Annotated in this window: 14 protein-coding genes; 5 read left to right on the forward strand and 9 right to left on the reverse strand. The window is 70.3% G+C overall.

The window, feature by feature from the left end; translation table 11 throughout:
* Positions 1-66: 66 nt before the first annotated feature.
* Genes SLW52_RS14325 through pilG form a run of 4 tightly spaced genes read right to left on the reverse strand, consistent with a single transcriptional unit; the run spans position 67 to position 3,457 of the window.
* Positions 67-2,103, reverse strand: coding sequence for a methyl-accepting chemotaxis protein (locus SLW52_RS14325; RefSeq protein WP_017910265.1), 2,037 nt, complete (start codon positions 2,101-2,103; stop codon positions 67-69).
* A 40-nt stretch (positions 2,104-2,143) separates the two neighbouring features.
* Positions 2,144-2,674, reverse strand: coding sequence for a chemotaxis protein CheW (locus SLW52_RS14330; RefSeq protein WP_017914762.1), 531 nt, complete (start codon positions 2,672-2,674; stop codon positions 2,144-2,146).
* A 1-nt stretch (position 2,675) separates the two neighbouring features.
* On the reverse strand, positions 2,676-3,038 hold the full coding sequence (locus tag SLW52_RS14335) for a response regulator (RefSeq protein ID WP_026143267.1): 363 nt from the start codon (positions 3,036-3,038) through the stop codon (positions 2,676-2,678).
* 17 nt (positions 3,039-3,055) lie between these two features.
* Positions 3,056-3,457 carry a twitching motility response regulator PilG gene (pilG, locus tag SLW52_RS14340; protein ID WP_003472648.1) on the reverse strand — a complete coding sequence of 134 codons (402 nt, stop codon included), beginning with the start codon at positions 3,455-3,457 and terminating at the stop codon, positions 3,056-3,058.
* A 242-nt stretch (positions 3,458-3,699) separates the two neighbouring features.
* Between pilG and gshB the strand changes: the two genes are divergently transcribed.
* The 3 genes from gshB to SLW52_RS14355 all read left to right on the forward strand — a co-directional run bounded on the left by gshB (position 3,700) and on the right by SLW52_RS14355 (position 9,482).
* Entirely contained in the window at positions 3,700-4,650 is a 951-nt protein-coding gene (gene gshB, locus SLW52_RS14345; protein ID WP_295961202.1) for a glutathione synthase, read from the forward strand.
* The gene (locus SLW52_RS14350) at positions 4,647-5,528 is read left to right on the forward strand and encodes an energy transducer TonB (RefSeq protein ID WP_017910261.1); all 882 of its coding nucleotides are present in this window, start codon (positions 4,647-4,649) and stop codon (positions 5,526-5,528) included. The genes gshB and SLW52_RS14350 overlap by 4 nt, the downstream gene beginning before the upstream one ends.
* A 954-nt stretch (positions 5,529-6,482) precedes the next feature.
* Positions 6,483-9,482, forward strand: a complete 3,000-nt coding sequence (locus tag SLW52_RS14355; RefSeq protein WP_267083673.1) for a TonB-dependent receptor — start codon at positions 6,483-6,485, stop codon at positions 9,480-9,482.
* A 26-nt stretch (positions 9,483-9,508) separates the two neighbouring features.
* On the opposite strand, the gene SLW52_RS14360 is transcribed toward SLW52_RS14355, so the two are convergent.
* Entirely contained in the window at positions 9,509-10,489 is a 981-nt protein-coding gene (locus tag SLW52_RS14360; RefSeq protein WP_017914511.1) for a LysR family transcriptional regulator, read from the reverse strand.
* Positions 10,490-10,615: 126 nt separating this feature from the next.
* Here SLW52_RS14360 and SLW52_RS14365 point away from each other — a divergent pair, with 126 nt between their 5' ends.
* Entirely contained in the window at positions 10,616-11,275 is a 660-nt protein-coding gene (locus SLW52_RS14365; RefSeq protein WP_152236005.1) for a glutathione S-transferase, read from the forward strand.
* Positions 11,276-11,305: 30 nt separating this feature from the next.
* Positions 11,306-13,306, forward strand: coding sequence for a pyridoxamine 5'-phosphate oxidase family protein (locus SLW52_RS14370; RefSeq protein WP_267083674.1), 2,001 nt, complete (start codon positions 11,306-11,308; stop codon positions 13,304-13,306).
* 25 nt (positions 13,307-13,331) lie between these two features.
* On the opposite strand, the gene tsaB is transcribed toward SLW52_RS14370, so the two are convergent.
* The 4 genes from tsaB to mrcB all read right to left on the reverse strand — a co-directional run bounded on the left by tsaB (position 13,332) and on the right by mrcB (position 19,241).
* Positions 13,332-14,036: a tRNA (adenosine(37)-N6)-threonylcarbamoyltransferase complex dimerization subunit type 1 TsaB gene (gene tsaB / locus SLW52_RS14375; RefSeq protein WP_017914452.1), complete on the reverse strand. Its 705-nt coding sequence runs from the start codon at positions 14,034-14,036 to the stop codon at positions 13,332-13,334.
* 61 nt (positions 14,037-14,097) lie between these two features.
* Complete coding sequence (locus SLW52_RS14380; protein ID WP_320740610.1) at positions 14,098-16,101, reverse strand: ATP-dependent DNA helicase; 2,004 nt, start codon at positions 16,099-16,101, stop codon at positions 14,098-14,100.
* Positions 16,102-16,263: 162 nt separating this feature from the next.
* Complete coding sequence (locus SLW52_RS14385; protein WP_010343249.1) at positions 16,264-16,785, reverse strand: tetratricopeptide repeat protein; 522 nt, start codon at positions 16,783-16,785, stop codon at positions 16,264-16,266.
* A 23-nt stretch (positions 16,786-16,808) separates the two neighbouring features.
* On the reverse strand, positions 16,809-19,241 hold the full coding sequence (gene mrcB / locus SLW52_RS14390) for a penicillin-binding protein 1B (protein WP_320740609.1): 2,433 nt from the start codon (positions 19,239-19,241) through the stop codon (positions 16,809-16,811).
* Positions 19,242-19,302: the final 61 nt, after the last annotated feature.

A 19,302-nucleotide genomic window follows, 5' to 3' on the forward strand; every position in this document is an offset into this window, starting at 1 on the left:
GCGACGGGATGCGGGAGTTGTTCACGGTACGTCATGTGCGCTTCCTTCCACCCGGTTCCGGCCCGCTTACGCCGGCAGCTTGAAGTCGGCGACCGAGCGCCGCAGGTCCGCCGCCAGTTGCGCCAGGCGGCCGATCGATTCGGCGGTCTGTCCCGCGCCTTGCGAGGTCTGTCCGGTGATCTGCCGGATCACGTCCATCGTCTGGGTGATGTCGATCGCCGCCGCCGACTGCTGGTGCGCGGCGATGGAGATGTTCTTGATGAGGGTGTTGAGCGCGTTGGACACGCGTTCGATCTCGGTCAGCGCGGTGCCCGCGTCCTCGGCCAGGCGCGCGCCGGACACCACTTCGGAGGTGGTCTGCTCCATCGAGCTGACCGCTTCGTTGGTATCGGCCTGAATGGTCTGCACCAGGCCTTCGATGCGGCGGGTGGCGCCGGAGGTGCGTTCGGCCAGGCGCTGCACTTCGTCGGCGACGAGCGCGAAACCGCGGCCGGCCTCGCCGGCCGAGGCGGCCTGCACCGCGGCGTTGAGCGCCAGGATGTTGGTCTGCTCGGAAATGTCGTTGATCAGTTCCACGATCGAGCCGATCTCCTGGGTCGACTCGCCCAGGCGCTTGATGCGCTTGGAGGTCTCCTGGATCTGGTCGCGGATCTGGTCCATGCCCTGGATGGTCTCGCGGACCACGCCGGCGCCTTCGGCCGCGATCACCACCGAGCGCTGCGCCACTTCCGCCGATTCGGTGGAGTTGCGCGAGACCTGCTCGATGCTGGCGGCGATTTCGTTGATGCGCACCGAGGCCGAGCCGATCTGCTCGGCCTGGTGCCCCGCCGCCTCGGCCAGTTGCCGCGCGGTGGCCTGGGTTTCCTCGGTGGACACGGCGACCTTGGCCGAGGTGTCGTTGATGGTGGTCACCAGGTGGCGCAGTTCGTCGACGGCGTAGTTGATCGCGTCGGCGATGGCGCCGGTCATGTCCTCGGTGACCGAGGCCTTGACGGTCAGGTCGCCTTCGCCGAGCGAGCTGATTTCGTCGAGCAGGCGCATGATCGCCTGCTGGTTGCGGCTGTTGTATTCCACCTGGGTCTGCAGGCGGATTTCCTGCTCGCGGCTGCGGCTGCGCACCGTGGTCCAGACGAAGCCGACGATCGAGAGCAGCGCCAGCAGGCCGGAGATCACGCCCAGCCAGAAGTTCGGGAACAGGCGGGTGTCGCGGGTGGAGCCGAACGCGGAGAACGCGTCGAACAGCTTCTTGCTGTCCTCCAGCATCTTGCCCGAGCCGGCGGTCAGCGCCGCGGCGGCGGACTGGGCGGCGAACAGGCTGCGCGAGCTGGCCTGCAGCGCGTCCAGGTCCTTCTTCATCTCCGCCCACTGCGCCTGCGACTGCTCCAGTGCAGCCAGCGCGGCAGCGTTGCGCACCGGGGCGATGCCCAGTTCCTCGTTGCCGTTGCGCAGGCCCTCGAGCATCTGCCCGAACACCACCGCGTCGCGCGCCAGCGCGTCGCCGGCACTGGCCGCGCCGCGGCCGCCGGCGCGCATTTCGGTGACGCGGCGGGCCATGGTACCGGCCACCACCACCTGCTGCAGGGTGTTGTAGATCTGCGCGGCGGGCGCGCCGCCGACCGTCATCGCGCGCACCACCTCGTTCAACTGCGCCTGCAGCTGCGGTACGCCGCCGACGAAGCGGTCGGCGTTGCCGGCCAGCGCCAGCACCGCCGGTTCGCTGTCCACCACCTGCTGCGCGTTCTTGGCCAGCGGCGCCCAAGTGCCGTTGAGGGTCTGCAGCGGCGCGGACACGCCGGCTTCGTTGGCGTAGCGTGCGTTGAGCTCGGCGACGGTGCTCTCCACCTTCGCCTTGGTCTGCTTGAACTGCTTGAAGGTCTCGGCGTTGCCGGACACTGCGTCGCGGGCCTGGTTGGCCAGCTGTTGCGACAGCACCTGCAGGTCGGCCGCGCCGGTGCTGGCGCCGGCCAGGCGGTTGCCCTGCCAAGTGGCCACGCCGGTGTTGGCGCCGAACACGACCAGCGACAACGCCAGCAGGCCCAGCCAGAAACTCGTGCCCACGCTGCCGAGCTTGCTGGCCTTGCGGGCGTCCGGAGCAGTACTCATGATGCGACCTCGGTCTTCGATGCGGAGGCAGCGCGCGCGCTCAGGCGGCGGCTTGCCGGAATTCGGGAGTACGCGACAGCAGCGACAGCGAGAACACGCCCCAGTCCTGGGCGTCGCCGCGGAAGGCGCGGTCGATGAAGTGCGCGTAGCGGCCCTGGGCCAGATCGCCCGGTTCCACCGCCTGCGTCTCGGTGAAACTGCGCTGGCCGAACAGCTCGTCGATGGTCAGGGCCACGTCGCCGCCGCTCTGGCGCATGATCAGCACGCGCTGGCCTTCCTGCAGCGCAGTGCGCTCGCCTTCCAGGAACTGCTTCAGGTCGACCACCGGGAACAGGTTGCCGCGCAGGTTGCCCACGCCCAGCAGCCACGGCTGCGCGCCCGGCACCGGGGTGACCGGCGGCATGCGCACGATCTCCACCACTTCGCGGAAATCCGAGACCAGGTGGCGCTTGCCGACGCGGTAGCCGACCCCGCGCCAGACGTCGTCGTCGAAGGCGCGTTCGGGCATCTGCACGGCGTGCGCCAGGCTGCGCCGCTCGTAGGCCTCGAGGATGTCGAAGGGCGAGCGCATGTCAGCCCACCAGTTGATTGATGCGGGCGATCAGCTCGTCTTCCCGCGGCGGCTTGACGATGTAGTCGGTGGCGCCCTGGCGCATGCCCCAGACCTTGTCGGTCTCCATGCTCTTGGTGCTGATGATCAGCACCGGGATGTGCCGGGTGGCCTCATCGCGCGACAGCGCGCGGGTGGCCTGGAAGCCGCTCATCCCCGGCAGCACCACGTCCATCAGCACCAGGTTCGGCGCCTGCTCGCGTACCAGCTTGATCCCGTCCTCCGCGTTGTCGGTGGACAGGACCTGGTGCCCGGCTTTTTCCAGCCATTGCGTGAACACCGCCCGGTCGGTCGGTGAGTCCTCGATCAACAAGATACGGGCCATGCTGCCTTTCCCCCTGGTCAGGCGTTGACGTATGTACGGATCGCGCCCAGCAGCTCTTCGCGTGTAAAGGGTTTGGTGAGGTACTGCTCGGACCCGACGATGCGCCCGCGCGCCTTGTCGAACAGGCCGTCCTTGGAGGACAGCATGATCACCGGCGTGGCCTTGAACAGCTGGTTGCCCTTGATCAGCGCGCAGGTCTGATAGCCGTCCAGCCGCGGCATCATGATGTCCACGAAGATGATCTGCGGCTGCTGGTCGGCGATCTTGGCCAGCGCCTCGAAGCCGTCGGTCGCCGTCACCACTTCGCACCCTTCGCGCTTCAGCAACGTTTCGGCAGTACGACGGATCGTTTTCGAATCGTCGATCACCATGACCCGCAAGCCTGCGAGTTCCCCACCCGCAGTCGTGTTTTCACTCATCACTTGCCCCCAAGCGCGCGACGCTTCATCGGATCCGGCTTCGCTGCGAAACGCCATGTATCCCAAGACCCGCTGCGACTGTCAAGGCCGCCGCTGCCGGTCTGCGTTGAACCACGTAACAGCACAAACTATGTCACAGTTTGGCGGATAACGTGCGACACCGCGCAGCCGCGCCCGACCCCCGATGCGCGGCGCCCCCGCCGACCCGCTACCATCTTCTGCTCAGTCTCTCAGGTGCCCCCATGCCGTTCGATGTCATCGTGGTGATGGACCCCATCGCCAGCATCAAGATCGCCAAAGACACGACCTTCGCGATGCTGCTGGAAGCGCAGCGCCGCGGGCACCGGCTGCACTACGTGCGCCCCGGCGGGTTGACCCTGCGCGATGGCTGCGCAACCGCCCAGGCCGCGCCGCTGCGGGTGCGCGACGACAAGGCCGGCTGGTTCGAGCTGGACGCGTTCGCCGAACTGACCTTCGGTCCCGGCCAGGTCGTGCTGATGCGCAAGGATCCGCCGTTCGATGCGGAGTTCCTGTACGACACCCACGTGCTCAGCGTGGCCCAGCGCGCCGGCGCGCAGGTGGTCAACGACCCGCAGGGCCTGCGCGACTTCAACGAAAAGCTGGCCGCCCTGCTGTTCCCGCAGTGCTGTCCGCCGACGCTGGTCAGCCGCGACGCCGCCACGCTCAAGGCCTTCGTGCTGGAGCATGGCCAGGCGGTGCTGAAGCCGCTGGACGGCATGGGCGGGCGGTCGATCTTCCGCAGCGGCACCGGCGACCCCAACCTCAACGTGATCCTGGAGACGCTGACCGACGGCGGCCGCAAGCTGGCTCTGGCGCAGCGCTTCATCCCGGACATCAGCGCCGGCGACAAGCGCATCCTGCTGGTCGACGGCGTGGCGGTGGACTACTGCCTGGCGCGGATTCCGCAGGGCGACGAGTTCCGCGGCAACCTGGCCGCCGGCGGCCGCGGCGAAGGCCGCCCGCTGAGCGAGCGCGACCGCTGGATCGCCGCCCAGGTCGGCCCGGAGATGAAACGGCGCGGCATGCGCTTCGTCGGCCTGGACGTGATCGGCGACTACCTCACCGAGGTCAACGTGACCAGCCCCACCTGCGTGCGCGAGCTGGACGCGCAGTTCGAGCTCAACATCGCCGGGCTGCTGTTCGACGCCATCGAGGCCTATCCGGCGCGATGAGCGCGGCCGCCGCGACGCCCGCGCCGCGCATCGGCGAGCGCGAACGGCTCAGCGCCACCCTGGTGCTGTCGCTGATCGTGCACGGGCTGCTGATCCTGGGTGTGGGCTTCGCGATCGACGACGATGCACCGCTGGTGCCGACGCTGGACGTGATCTTCAGCCAGACCAGCACACCGCTGACACCGAAACAGGCCGACTTCCTGGCCCAGGCCAACCAGCAGGGCGGCGGCGACCACGACACGCCGCAACGTCCGCGCGACAGCCAGCCCGGCGTGGTGCCACAACGCCAGGACGGGTTGGCGCCGCAGGCGTTGCGTGCGCAGACCGCGGCCGCGGCACCGGAACCGACCCCGCGCGTGGTCAGCAGCGCGCGCGGCGAGCAGCCGCTGCCGGTGGCGCAGACCCAGCCGCGCACCGACGACCCGCAGCGGCCGGTGGACGCGCAGCGCGAACAGCGCGATGCCGAGATGGCACGGCTGGCCGCAGAGGTGCACCTGCGCTCGGAGCAGTACGCCAAGCGCCCCAACCGCAAGTTCGTCTCCGCCAGCACCCGCGAATACGCCTACGCAAACTATCTGCGCGCCTGGGTCGACCGCGCCGAGCGCGTCGGCAACCTCAACTATCCCGACGAAGCGCGGCGGCGCCGGCTCGGCGGCCAGGTGGTGATCAGCGTCGGCGTGCGCCGCGACGGCAGCCTGGAGAGCAGCCGCATCCTGCGCTCCAGCGGCGTGCCGATGCTCGACGCCGCCGCACTGCGGATCGTGCAACTCGCGCAGCCGTTCCCGCCGCTGCCGCGCACCGACGACAACGTCGACATCCTGCAGGTGACCCGCACCTGGGTGTTCCTGCCCGGCGGCAGCCTGGTCGACGACCGCTGAGCGGCACGCAGATCGCCCCTCTCCCCCCGGGAGAGGGGTTGGGGTGAGGGTACGGTCGCCCGCAACGCCTGCCGGTCGCAATAGGTCGAGGCTTCGCCCCATACCCTCATCCGCCCCGTCGGGGCACCTTCTCCCGATGGGAGAAGGGAGAGCGCTGGCCCCTCTCCCATCGGGAGAGGGGTTGGGGTGAGGGTACGACCGCCCGCAACGCCTGCCGGTCGCAATAGGTCGAGGCTTCGCCCCATACCCTCATCCGCCCCTTCGGGGCCCCTTCTCCCGGCGGGATAAGGGAGAGCGTTGGCCCCTCTCCCACCGGGAGAGGGGTTGGGGTGAGGGTACGACCGCCCGCAACGCCTGCCGGTCGCAACAGTTCGAGGCTTCGCCCCGTACCCTCATCCGCCCCTTCGGGGCACCTTCTCCCGGCGGGAGAAGGAGAGCGCTGGCCCCTCTCCCATCGGGAGAGGGGTTGGGGTGAGGGTACGACCGCCCGCAACGCCTGCCGGTCGCAACAGGTCGAGGCTTCGCCCGTACCCTCATCCGCTCCTTCGGGGCACCTTCTCCCGGTGGGAGAAGGAGAGCGTTAGCCCCTCTCCAATCGGGAGAGGTGTTGGGGTGAGGGAACGGCCGCCCGCAACGCCTGCCGGTCGCAATAGGTCGAGGCTTCGCAAGTACCCTCATCCGCCCCTTCGGGGCACCTTCTCCCGGGGGGAGAAGGAGAGCGTTGGCCCCTCTCCCACCGGGAGAGGGGTTGGGGTGAGGGTCCGGTCGCCCACAACGTCCAACAGCCGACATAACCATTGGTGCCGCCGACATAACGACGCGGCATTTCTGTGATGGCGTCCCATTAAGGTTAATGGAGCGGGGAACGTTACCGCGCATACCGCATCATCCAGGACGGGCGGATTCGAGTCGGCGCGGCGGCCCCCCGCCCCCACCACCCGAGTCGCCTTCCGCATGCACAACCATCGCTCCCTCCGCAGGCCCGCCCTGCTCGCCCTGGCACTGAGTGCCGCCCTCGCCCTCCCGCCGGCCCAGGCCCAGTCCACCACCGGTGCCGTCGCCGGTCAGGCGCCCGCCGATACCCAGCGCATTCTGGTCCGCAGCGACAGCGGCCTCAGCCGCGAGGTCGCCGTGGATGCGCGCGGCCGCTACAACATCGGCCAGTTGCCGCTGGGCACCTACACCATCATCGCCAAGGGCGCCGACGGCAGCGTGCTGGGCAGCCGCGACGGCATCAGCCTCACCGTCGGTGCCGTCACCGACGTCTCCTTCAGCCCCGCCACCACCAGCCTGGCCGGCGTCCAGGTCAGCGCCGACCGCGCCGCCGCCGCGATCGACGTGAGCAGCGTGGATTCGCGCACCGTGATCAATGCCGAACAGTTGCAGCGCCTGCCGCTGGGCCGCTCGGCGGAGGCCATCGCGCAACTGGCGCCCGGCGTGGCCGGCAACAGCGGCAGCGGTACCTACATCGGCCCGACCGGCGCGCAGCTGCTCAGCTTCGGCGGCTCTTCGGCCGCGGAGAACGCCTATTACATCAATGGCTTCAACACCACCGACCCGCTGCGCGGACTGGGCGGACTGACCCTGCCCTATGGCAGCATCGACCAGTTGGAGGTCTACACCGGCGGCTACAGCGCCAAGTACGGCCGTTCCGACGGCGGCGTGATCAACGCCGTGGGCAAGCGCGGCAGCAACGAATGGCATTTCGGCGGCCAGGCAACCTGGGAACCGGACGGCCTGCGCTCCGCAAAGAAGGACGTGTACGCGCCCGGCAACGGCGCGCTGTACCGCCCGGACAGCAAGAGCGGCTCCACCCTCAGCACCCAGAGCGTCTACGCCGGCGGCCCGCTGATCCAGGACAAGCTGTTCTTCTTCGGCGCCTACGAACTGCAGCGCCAGGACGGGGATCGCTTCTACGGCGCACGCGAGACCACCCCGGGGCCGTACTACTACGACTACCAGTACCGCCGGCCGAGCTGGTACGCCAAGCTCGACTGGAACATCAGCGACAGCCAGCTGCTGGAAATCACCGGGGCGTCCAGCCGCTATGTCACCCGCGGCAAGTACTACCAGTACAGCGGCCGCGACATCGGCGCCCTGCGCGGCAATGCCGACACCACCAAGACCGGCGGGGACCTGTGGAGCGCCAAGTACACCGGCTACCTCACCGACCGCCTGACCTTCAGCGCCCTCTACGGCCAGCAGCGTACCGACGACTACAGCCGCAACCCCAACTACAACGGCACGCTGACCTATCTCTCCAGCCCCGGCTTCCAGAACCCGGCCTACACCGGCGGCACCCCGATCACCAATGCGCAGACCACCGCGCTGCTGGTCGATCCGGCGCGCGGCAACCGCACCGACAACCTGCGCCTGGACCTCAACTACGCCATCGGCGCGCACAGCATCACCATCGGCATCGACAACCAGAACGCACGCGCGCTCAACCGCGGCTCGGTGGCTTCGGGCGACGGCTACTACTGGATCTACGGCCAGGCCAACCCCAACGTGCCGATCAACACCGGCCTCGGCGTACCCGCCACCGGCGGCTACCCCAACGGCCAGGACGGCTACTACGTGCGCAAGTACATCTACAGCGCGCTAGCCTCGGTGCGCTCGGCGCAGCGCGCGCAGTACGTGGAGGACAACTGGCAGGTCAACGACCGGCTGCTGCTCAACCTCGGCCTGCGCCTGGACCAGTTCACCAACTACAACCGCGACGGCGCGCCGTACATCAAGCAGACCAGCGGGCAATGGGCGCCGCGGCTGGGTTTCAGTTGGGACGTCGACGGCGATGCGCGCTTCAAGGTGTACGGCAACGCCGGCCGCTACTACCTGGCGCTGCCGCTGAACCCGGCGTTCAACGCCGCCGGCGCCACCCTGGCCACTTCGACCTACTACACCTATGGCGGCATCGACGCCAACGGCTACCCGACCGGCCTGACCCAGATCTCCGGTGCGGTCTCGTCCAACAACAACTACGGCATCCTGCCCGACCCCAAGACCGTCGCCACGCAGGGCATCAAGCCCTCGTTCCAGGACGAGTTCATCCTCGGCTTCACCAAGGCCTGGGGCGACAGCTGGGTCTACGGCGCCAAGGGCACCTACCGCGTCCTGCGCAGCGGCGTGGACGACTACTGCGACAGCGATACCGTGTTCGCCGCCGCCGCGGCGCAAGGACACACGGTGACCCTGGCCAGCAATCCGGTCAGCTGCTGGCTGATCAACCCGGGCCGGGCCAACACCTTCACCCTGGTCGACACCTCGGGCAACTACGTCAAGGTGCCGCTGAGCAACGCGCAGTTCGGCTTCCCGGCGTTCAAGCGCAACTACTACGGACTCAACCTGTCGCTGGAGCATCCGTTCGACCAGCGCTGGTACGGCCGCCTCGACTACACCTGGTCGCGCAGCTACGGCACCACCGAGGGCCAGTTGCTGTCGGGCATCGGCCAGACCGCGGTGTCCACCACCCAGGCCTGGGACTTCGCGCAGCTGATGGAGCACACCAACGGCCCGCAGAGCAACGACCACACCCATCAGTTCAAGTTCTACGGCTACTACCAGCTCAACCCCGCATGGCTGGTGTCGGCCAACCTCAAGCTGATCTCCGGTTCGCCGTTCAGTGCGCTGGGCTCCTACGGCCCCGACCACAGCGACCCTTCCGGCTACGGCATCGCCTATCACTACTACCAGGGCCAGCCAGCGCCTCCGGGCAGCCAGGGCCGCCTGCCGTGGCTGCAGCAACTGGATCTCGGCGTGTCGTGGCGGCCGGCCTACGCCGACCGCAAACTGGCCTTCACCCTGGACGTGTTCAACGTCTTCAACGGCCAGGCCACGCTGTGGAAGTATCCGTACTCGGAGTCGGACCCAGGTAAGGCGGACCCGGTGTATGGCGCGGCCCTGCTGCGCCAGGCGCCGCGGTCGCTGCGGTTGAGCGTCAGCTACGACTATTGATCGGCGGCACGGCGACCGGCGCGCGATCAGCGCGCTGGCCGTCGCCGCGCACGTGCAGGCGCCGCACCGGCAACGGCCGCCGTGCCGCCCTCCGCCTCGGTGCGCATCGATGCGATCCGCGCCTTCATCGCATCGATGAAGGCGCGCACCTTCGGCGATGGCAGCCGCGTCGGCGGGTATACCGCATGGATGCCGAACGATGCCGAACGCCACGCCGGCAACAGACGCACCAGCCGGCCGGCGGCGACGTCGGCGGCGGTGGAGAAATCCGTCAGCAGGCCGAACGCGCCACCGGCCAGCACGATCGCGCGGCAGCCGGTCGCGGTATTGGCGACGAAGTGCGGCACGCAGCGCACCGCGACGCTGTCGCCGCGCGCATTGACCAGCTCCAGGGTGCGCGGACGGGCAATGCTGGACAGCAGCACGAAGGGGAGCGCAGCCAGCGCCGCCGGGTCGCGCGGCAGCCCGTGGCGCGCGACGAACTGCGGGCTGGCGACCGGCCACACCGCATAGCTGCCGAGCCGTACCGCGCGGTAGGTCGAATCGGCGAGACGGCCGATGCGGATCGCCACATCGAGATTGTCGGCGACCAGATCGACGATGCGATCGTTCGCGACCAGTTCGACATCGAGGCGGGGGTGCCTGTCGCGCAAAGCGACCACCGCCGGGGCCACCACCTGCGCGCCGTAGTCGACCGGCACGCTGACCCGCAGCGCGCCACGCAACGGGCCGGCGTCGGGAGACACCGTCTGCAGCGCATGCTCGGCCGCGCGCACGATGTCGCGGCACGCCTCGTAGAACCCGCGTCCGGCGTCGGTCACGCTCAGCCGTCGCGTCGTGCGCACCAGCAGGTTCGCGCCGACCTCCGATTCCAGGCGCTGCATGTGCGTGCTGACCACCGTCTTGGCCAAGCCGAGCCGCTCGGCCGCGGCAGTCAGCGAGCCGGCCTCGACCACTGCGACGAAGATCGCCAGACGATTCAGGTTGACGTCGCGCAGGTCGGCCATGCCCGATTGTCCTTCCGGAAAGGATAATGTTTCTCGCATTGTCCGTCTTCTTGCCGGCCGCGGCCAGCGCTAGGCTGCAGCCGATCGTCGCCGATCCCCGGCGATGCACGATTGCGGAGCCGTTCCATGTCCACCCTCAGTCCTCGCGGCACCGATCGTCCCGCCGCTCCGATCCGGGTCTATTCCGCGCCCCTGTCCGGACACGCGCACCGGGTGCGCCTGTTCCTGTCGCTGCTCGGACTGCCGTTCGAGACCATCGATGTGGATCTCGCCGCCGGCGCGCAACGGCAACCGGCGTTCCTGGCGCTGAATCCGCTCGGACAGATACCGGTGATCGACGACAGCGGCAGGGTGCTCGCCGATTCCAACGCGATCCTGGTCTATCTGGCCAAACGCTACGGCCATCCGCAATGGCTGCCGGACGAGCCGCTCGGCGCAGCGACCGTGCAGCGCTGGTTGTCGTACGCGGCCGGGCCGATCGCCTACGGGCCCGCCGCGGCGCGGCTGGCGACCGCATTCGGGATGCCGCTCGACCTGGCGGCGGCCAGGCGTACGGCGACCCGGTTGCTCGATGCGATCGACCAGGAATTGGCCGACACGCCGTTCGCCGCCGGCGCGCAACCGACCATCGCCGACATCGCCGGCTACACCTACATCGCGCATGCGCCAGAAGGCGGAATCGCGCTCGAACCTTACCCGCAAGTGCGGGCGTGGCTTGCCCGGATCGAAGCCTTGCCGGGATTCGTCGCCTTGCCGGCGCTGCCGCCCGGCGCGTCGGCCGGCTGAGCGCTGCCGGCCGACGGCACGCAGACCGCAATGAACGCGCCGACCGCTGGCGTCGCCGGCTGGGATCTGGAGACCTCGCCGTTCCACCCCGGCGAACTTGCCGTCCAGCAGCGGGCCGGGGCCAGCGCGGTCGCGGCGGCGGCCGGGCGGCGCAGCATCCGCCGCTGCATGCCCGAACAGCATCGGGACTTCTTCGCGCAACTGCCGCTGTTCGTACTCGCCGGCAGCGACGCGCACGGGCAGCCGTGGGCGACGCTGCGCGTGGGCCAGCCCGGCTTCCTGAGCACACCGGACCCGCGCACGCTGCGCATCGCCGCGCCGCCCCTGCCCGGCGACCCGCTGGCCGGCACCTGGCGGCCGGGCGCGCCGTTCGGCGGCCTGGGCATCGCGCTCGAAACGCGACGACGCAATCGCGTCAACGGCAGCGTCAGCGCAGTCGATGGCGACACGCTGACGGTCGCGGTGGAGCAGAGCTTCGGTAACTGCCCGCAGTACATCAACAGCCGCAGCCCGACGTTCGCCGCAGGCGAGGTCCACGCGCATACCGCGACTGCCGTGTCGGCGCGTCTGAGCGATACGCAATGCGCGCTGCTCGCGCGCTGCGATACCTTCTTCATCGCCAGCGCGAACACCTCGGAGGATGCCGGCGCCGCGCGCGGCGCGGACGTGTCGCACCGCGGCGGCCTGCCCGGCTTCGTGCGCGTCGACGATGCGCGCACCCTGACCACGCCGGATTTCAGCGGCAACCGCTACTTCAATACGCTCGGCAACCTGTTGCACGATCCGCGCGCGGGGCTGCTGTTCATCGACTTCGAACGCGGCGACCTGCTGTACCTGGCCGCCCGCGCGGAGATCGTCTGGGACGGGCCGCTACTGGCGACGTTCGCGGGCGCGCAGCGCGTGGTGCGCTTCCATCTCCGCGAAGTGCGCCACACGCGCGCCGTGTTGCCGTGGCGCTGGTCGGCGGTGCAGCGCCCAGCGCAGTTCGCCGCGGCGTCGACGCCTGCCGCCGAACGCGCCTGGCGGCCGCTGCGGATCGTGCGGATCGTCGACGAAGCGCGTGCCATCCGCTCGTTCCATTTCGCCGCCGAGGACGGCGGCGCGCTGCCGTCGTACGCAGCCGGCCAACACCTTACGCTGCGTTTCCCGATCTGCGGCAATGCCGCGCCGACGGTGCGCAACTACACGCTGTCCGACGCGCCGGGTGGCGCGCTCTACCGGATCACCGTGAAACGGCAGGGCCGGGCATCGGCCTGGCTGCACGACCATGCGCAGGTCGGCACGACGCTGGACGCGCAGATGCCGCGCGGCGATTTTGTCTTCGATGCCGCCAGCCCGCGGCCGGTGGTGTTCGTCTCGGCCGGGATCGGCATCGCGCCGATGCTGGCGATGCTGCGCCAGGCGCTGGCCGACACCGCCTCGCGGCGGCGGTTGATCTTCGTGCACGGCGCCCGCGAGGCCGCCGATCGTCCGTTCGCCGCCACACTGGCACGGCTCGCCACGGCCGACGCGCGGCTGTCGCTGCATTGCCTGGACAGCCGAGCGGCCGGCCACGGCGCCGGCCGCATCGGCATCGCGCGGTTGCAGCGGATCCTGGCATTCGACGATTACGACTTCTACCTGTGCGGACCGCCAGACTTCATGCGCGATATGTACCGTGGATTGCGCGCGCTGAACGTGGCGGACGCGCGCATCCGCTTCGAGGCATTCGGCCCATCGAGCCTCGTCCGCGATACGAACCCGGCAGCGCCCGCAGATGCGCCACGGGTGCGCGTGCGGTTCCAGCGCTCGGGACGCGAGGCGGTCTGGACCCCGGACGCCGGCACGTTACTGGAGCTGGCAGAAGCGCAGCGGATCGCTGCGCCCTCCGATTGCCGCTACGGTTCCTGCGGCACCTGCGCGACGCGCGTGCTGTCCGGCGCAGTGCATTACCTGCGTCCGCCCGACACCCAGATCGAACCAGGCTGTGCGCTGCTGTGCGTCGCCAGGCCTGCGCACGAAAGCGCCACGCCGCTGGTACTCGACCGCTGACGCGCCGACGGCACGCCGCACGCACTCACCGTGCGGCCCGCTGCGCCTGCTGCTCGGCCAGGGTCAGGGCGACGTTGTCGCGCAGGTAGGCCGGTTCGGCGCGTTCCGGCGCGATCCCTTCGCCGCGCGCGTATGCGGCCGCGGCCAGGGTCAGCACGTCGGCGGCATGCGGCAGCGCCTGCGCATCGGCGCTGCGCCAGTGCGCGCCGAAGCGGCGCTGCAAGGTGCCATCGACCGCCGCCAGCCCGGTGCCGACCGCAGCCCAGGCCGCATCCGGCTCCGGCAACACGAAGGCCTCCGGACTCAGCACCTGCTCCGGGGTCAGCGCCTGCAGGCCGCCATCGGCCTGCCGCGCGTAGGCCGCGGTGTAGACCTCGCCCATGCGCGCATCGATCGCCGCCAGCACTCGCGGCGCGTCGGCCGGCGCGCGCAGCGCCAGCACCTGCAGCGTGGACACCGGCAGCACCGGCAGGTCCAGGGCCAGGGCGATGCCCTGCGCGACCGCGATCGCCAGGCGCACGCCGGTGAACGCGCCGGGGCCGCGACCGAAGGCCACTGCATCGAGCTGACGGCGGCCGATGCCGGCCTCGGCCAGCAACTGCTCGGCCCACGGCAGCGCCAGTTCGGCGTGCCGCCGCGGCGCCAGGTCGAAGCGCTCCAGCACGCGGTCGCCGACCAGCACGGCGACGGAGCAGGCTTCGGTGGAGGTTTCGAAGGCGAGCAGATTCATCGAGGAGCCGGGATTGGGGATTCGGGATTGGGGATTCGCAAAAGCAGGAGCGGCGCGGCGGCTAGTCGGATGGCGACATGCCGGCCTGGGGATTATCGCCCAGCGCCGGGGCTTCGGCGGCGAAGAACTGGCGCACGTCCTCCACGTCGCGGGTGCGGGCGAACGGCGGCAGCGACTCCAGGAAGGTCCGGCCGTAGGACTTGGACAGCAGCCGCGGGTCGCACAGCACCAGCACGCCGCGGTCGCGCTCGCTGCGGATCAGCCGGCCCACGCCCTGCTTGAGGGCGATCACCGCCTGCGGCAACTGCTCCTCGCGGAACGGGTTGCCGCCGTCGCGGCGGATCGCCTCCAGGCGTGCTTCGAACACCGGATCGTCGGGCGCGGCGAACGGCAGCTTGTCGATCACCACCACGCTCAGCGCATCGCCGACCACGTCCACGCCCTCGCGGAAACTGGCCGAGCCGAGCAGCACGCCGTTGCCGGAGGCGCGGAAGCGCTCGAGCAAGGTCGCGCGCGGCGCCTCGCCCTGCACGAACAGCGGCCAGGGCCCGTCGCGCAGCGCCTCGGCCGCCTCGCGCAGCGCGCGGTGCGAGGCGAACAGCAGGAAGGCGCGGCCCTGCGAGGCCTCCAGCACCGGCTGCAACGCGGCGATCAATGCGGTGCCGAAGCCACGCGCGGCGGGGTCGGGCAGCGCCGGCAGGTAGCACAGCGCCTGCCGCGCCCAGTCGAACGGGCTCGGCTGCAGCAAGGTCATCGGGTCGCTCAGGCCCAGGCGGGTGGCGATGTGCTCGAACTCGCCCTTCACCGCCAGCGTCGCCGAGGTGAACACCCAGGCCGCGCGCGAGGCCTCGCGGTGCGCGCGCAGCGGCCCGGACACGTCCAGCGGCGTGCGCTGGCAGCGGAAGCCGCGCGGGGTCAGTTCGTACCACAGCACGTCGTTGGACGGCGCGTCCGCTTCCGGCTCGGCCTCGAAATCCGGAATCGGCGCATCCTCGCCGAGCCAGCGGCCCAACCGCGTGCGCAGCTCGCGCGCGCGCGCCGCGCAGGCGTCGAAGCCGGGCGAAGCCTCGCGCAGCACCGCCAGCGGCTCCTGCAGCCGCGCCAGATCGGCCAGCAGCGCGTCGAAACCGTCGCGCACCTGCGGCTTGGCCAACAGCCGCCATTGCGTGCCGCGCGCCGGCAGCCCCTCCATCGCCGCGCGCAATTCGCGCAGGGTCTGTTCCAGCGCCTGCGCCGGCGCCTGCAGGCTGGCCAGCGCGCCGGCGACATTGCGACTCTCGGCCACGCAGTCGCGCGCCAGTTCCTGCAGCGGGCGCATGCCGAAACCTTCGCCGAAGAAGTTCGCCGCCAGCTCCGGCAACTGGTGCGCCTCGTCGATCACGAAGGCCTGCGCCCCGGGCAGGATTTCGCCGAAGCCCTCCTGCTTCAGCGCCAGATCGGCCAGCAGCAGGTGGTGGTTGACCACCACCAGGTCGGCCGCCTGCGCGCGTTGCCGCGCCTGCACCACGAAGCACTCGCCCCAGAACGGGCATTCGGTGCCCAGGCAGTTGTCGACGGTGGAGGTGACCAGCGGTAGCAGCGGCGAATCGTCGGCCAGCGCGTCCAGCTCGGCGATGTCGCCGAAGCGGGTGCGTCCGCTCCAGGCGACGATGCGCTGGAACTGCGCGACCTGCTCGCGCGCGGTGAAGCGCGGCTCGCCGCGCGCCTGCTGCAGGCGGTATTTGCACAGATAGTTGGCGCGTCCCTTCAGCAGCGCACTGCTCAGGCCCACGCCCAGCGCCGCGCGCACCCGCGGCAGATCGCGGTGGTAGAGCTGGTCCTGCAGCGCGCGCGTCCCGGTGGAGACGATGGTCTTCAGCCCCGACAACAGCGCCGGCACCAGATACGCATAGGTCTTGCCGGTCCCGGTGCCGGCCTCGGCCAGCAGCACGTCGCGCTGCTCGAACGCCTCGGCGATCGCCGCGGTCAACCGCAACTGCGCCGGCCGCGGCACGAACGCATCGAGCTGACGCGCAAGCGCCCCGCCTTCGCTGAGGGCTTCGGTGCTTGCGTGAGCTAACGACATGGGAATGGAGAGTCGGGAATAGGGAATGGTTAGAGCAGCAGCGCTACCAGCTCACTGTGACTGCCGCCGGCAGAGCGGGAAGACCGAACGCCGCCAGGGGGACGAGCCGCCAGAAACGCAGCTTCTATCCATTCCCCATTCCCGACTCCCCATTCCCGGCCCTCAGTACCTCTTGATCCCCGGCACCGTGCACCCGGCGATCTGGGCGTGCGCCGAGGCGGCGTTTTCCTTCTGCCCGCGGGCCAGGCGCGCCTGTTCGATGGTCGCCCAGTGGCGGCGGCACAGCGGGCCGGTCTGCGAGCCCAGGTCGATGGCGCGCTTGGCGAAGGCTTCGGCCTGGGCGTCGTCCTTCTGCAGCAGCGCCACTTCGGCGCGGTCCTGCAGCAGCGCCGGGTCGTCCGGCACCAGCTTCAGCGCCTGGTCCAGGGCTGCGGCGGCGCCGGCCAGGTCGCCGGCGCTGCGCTTGCGCTTGGCGCTCTCGCGCAGATCCTCCACTTCCGGATCGCGCAGCGGCTGCACGCTCAGTTCGGTGTCGTCGGCACCGCCGCTGGCGTCGATCGCGGCGATGCGCTGCGCCGGCGTGGTGGTGTCCACCGGTGCGGCCGGGGGCGGCGGCGGCGGTGCGCTGACGCAGGAGGCGAGCAGCAGGCTGAGAGCGGCGATGGCGGGAAGACGTGGGGTCATGAGCGGTATCCGGGATCCGGGAATCAATGCGCCGGCGGCGGCGCGGCCGCGTCGGCAGGCGGGTCTTTCTTCTTGTCCAGGCCGAACCAGCTGCGCCAGCCGCCGCCCTGATGTTCGCCCTCGGCGGGCGCGGCGTCTTCCGGCAGCGCCTGCGGCGGCGTGCATGCGGCATACGCCGGCACGAAACCGACCACGAACGGGAACTGGCGCGCGCCGGGGCAGCTCGGGTCGGTGCTGTTGTACCCCACCGGGTCCATCCACTGCCAGTCGATGCCCTTGCCCTGCACCTGCAGCGGCGCGCTCGGCAGCCGCGAGAAGATGCCCGACCACACCCGCATCGCACCGGTGGCGCCGTACAGGCCGGTCTGCTTGTTCTGGTCGTTGCCGATCCAGATCACCGCCAGGTGGTCGCCGGTGTAGCCGGCATACCAGCTGTCCACGCCATCGTTGCTGGTACCGGTCTTGCCGGCCGGCGACAGCTTGCCCAACCCATCGCTGAGCAGTTGCCGCGCGGTGCCGTTGCTGACCACCTGCTGCAGCGCCATGCCCACCAGGTTGGCGGCGATGGAGTCGCCCTCCTGCGCCGGCGCCGGGGTCTTGTCGTAGCGCTTGAGCAGCTTGCCCTGCGGATCGAGCACGCCGCGCACCGCATGCAGCGGCTGGATTTCGCCACCGGAGGCCAGGAACTGGTACAGCTGCGCCATCGCGTACGGGCTCTGGTCGGTCGCGCCGAGGATCAGCGAGGGATTGACCTCGGCCTCGATGCCGGCCAGCACCTTCACCAGTTGCGCCACGCGCTCCGGCCCGACCTGCATGCCGATGCGCACCGTGGCCTGGTTGTAGGAGTGCGCCAGCGCATCGACCACGCGCACCGTGCCGTGGCTGCGGCCATCGGAATTGCCCGGGCTCCAGGTGCGGCCGCGGCCCAGCTGCACGGTGACCGGGGTGTCGTCGACCCAGCTGGCCAGCGAGTAGCGGTCCGGCTGCGCCAGCGCCAACAGGTACACGAACGGCTTGAGCAGCGAGCCGACCTGGCGCTGCGCCTCGATCGCGCGATTGAAACCGGGTTGGGCCACGTCGCGGCTGCCGACCACCGCCAGCACCTCGCCGTTGTGGGTGTCGGTTAGCACCAGGCCGGCCTGCAGCGGCGGGCGCTTCTTGTTGGTCTCCAGCGCGGTGATGGTGCGCGTCACCGCGCCCTCGGCATAGGCCTGCGCCGACGGCGACATGCCGGTGAGCACGCTCAGGCCGGCGCCCTGCAGCGCGCTTTCGGGGTAATCGCGCGCCAGCTGGCGCCGCACCAGGTCGACATAGGCGGGGAACCGGTTGGCCGCGACCAGGCCGGGTTCGGCCGGCACGCCCAGCGGCGCGGCCAGCGCCTTGCGGTAGGTGGGTTCGTCGATCAGCTCGCTCTCGCGCAGCTTGCCGAGCACGAAGTTGCGCCGGTCCAGCGCGCGCTCGGGATAGCGCCGCGGGTCGTAGTAGGACGGCCCCTTGACCAGGCCGATCAGCAGCGCCACCTGCTCCGGCGCCAGCGCATCGAGTTCGCGGCCGAACCAGAACTCCGCACCAGACGCGACACCATGCACCGCCTGGCTGCCGCGCTGGCCCAGGTACACCTGGTTCAGATACGCCTCGAGGATGGTGCGCTTGTCGTAGCGCGCCTCCATGATCAGCGCGTACAGGATCTCGTTGAACTTGCGGGTGACCGTCTGTTCCTTGCCGATGCCGAGCAGGCCGCTGCGCGCCAGCTGCTGGGTCAGGGTGCTGGCGCCCTGCCGGCTCTTGCCGCCGGAGCGCACCATCACCCAGGCCGCGCGGACCATGCCGCTGAGGTCGATGCCGTGGTGCGAGTTGAAGTCGCGGTCCTCGACCGCCTGCAAGCCGGTGACCAGCAGTTCCGGCACCTCGTCCACGCGCACCAGGCGCCGCTCTTCCTGCTTCTGCCCGTACAGCGTGGCGATGCGCGCCGGATCCAGCCGCGCGGCCTTGAGCGCCTTGCGGGTCTGCGCATCGCGCAGCGCCACCACGCGCCCGCCGGCCAGGCCCACCTCGATGCGCCGCGGCGCGACCCGCCCGTCGACATCGACGTAGCCGCGGCTGGCGATGGTGAAGCGGCTGCCGTCCTGCTGGTAGCTGCCGGGGCGCTCGGCGCCGGCATCGGCGCGATAGCTGGCGGCATCGAGTTCGGTCTTCAGCGTCTGTGGGTCCATCGCCGTGTCCGGCGCCAGCACCAGCGGCCGCGCGTACACGCGGGTGGGAATCTGCCAGCGCAGTTCGCCGAAACGCTGGGTGACCTGTTTGTTCAGATAGACCGTGTACGGAATCAGGAAGCCCAGGCCCAGTGCGGCGGCGGCCAGGCCCCAGGTGAGCAGACGCCTGCGCCATACGGCGGCGGGGCTGTCCAGGGCGTCGTCCTGATCGTCGGTGTCGTGATCGTCGTAGCGTCGGGGCACGGGAATGCGAGAATGTAAATTCCGCCGAGTCTAGCGCAGCCCAGCGGGCAGCGCGGCGCGA

It is taken from the genome of Xanthomonas sp. LF02-5 (assembly GCF_034105325.1).
Classification (GTDB): Bacteria; Pseudomonadota; Gammaproteobacteria; order Xanthomonadales; family Xanthomonadaceae; genus Xanthomonas_A; species Xanthomonas_A sontii.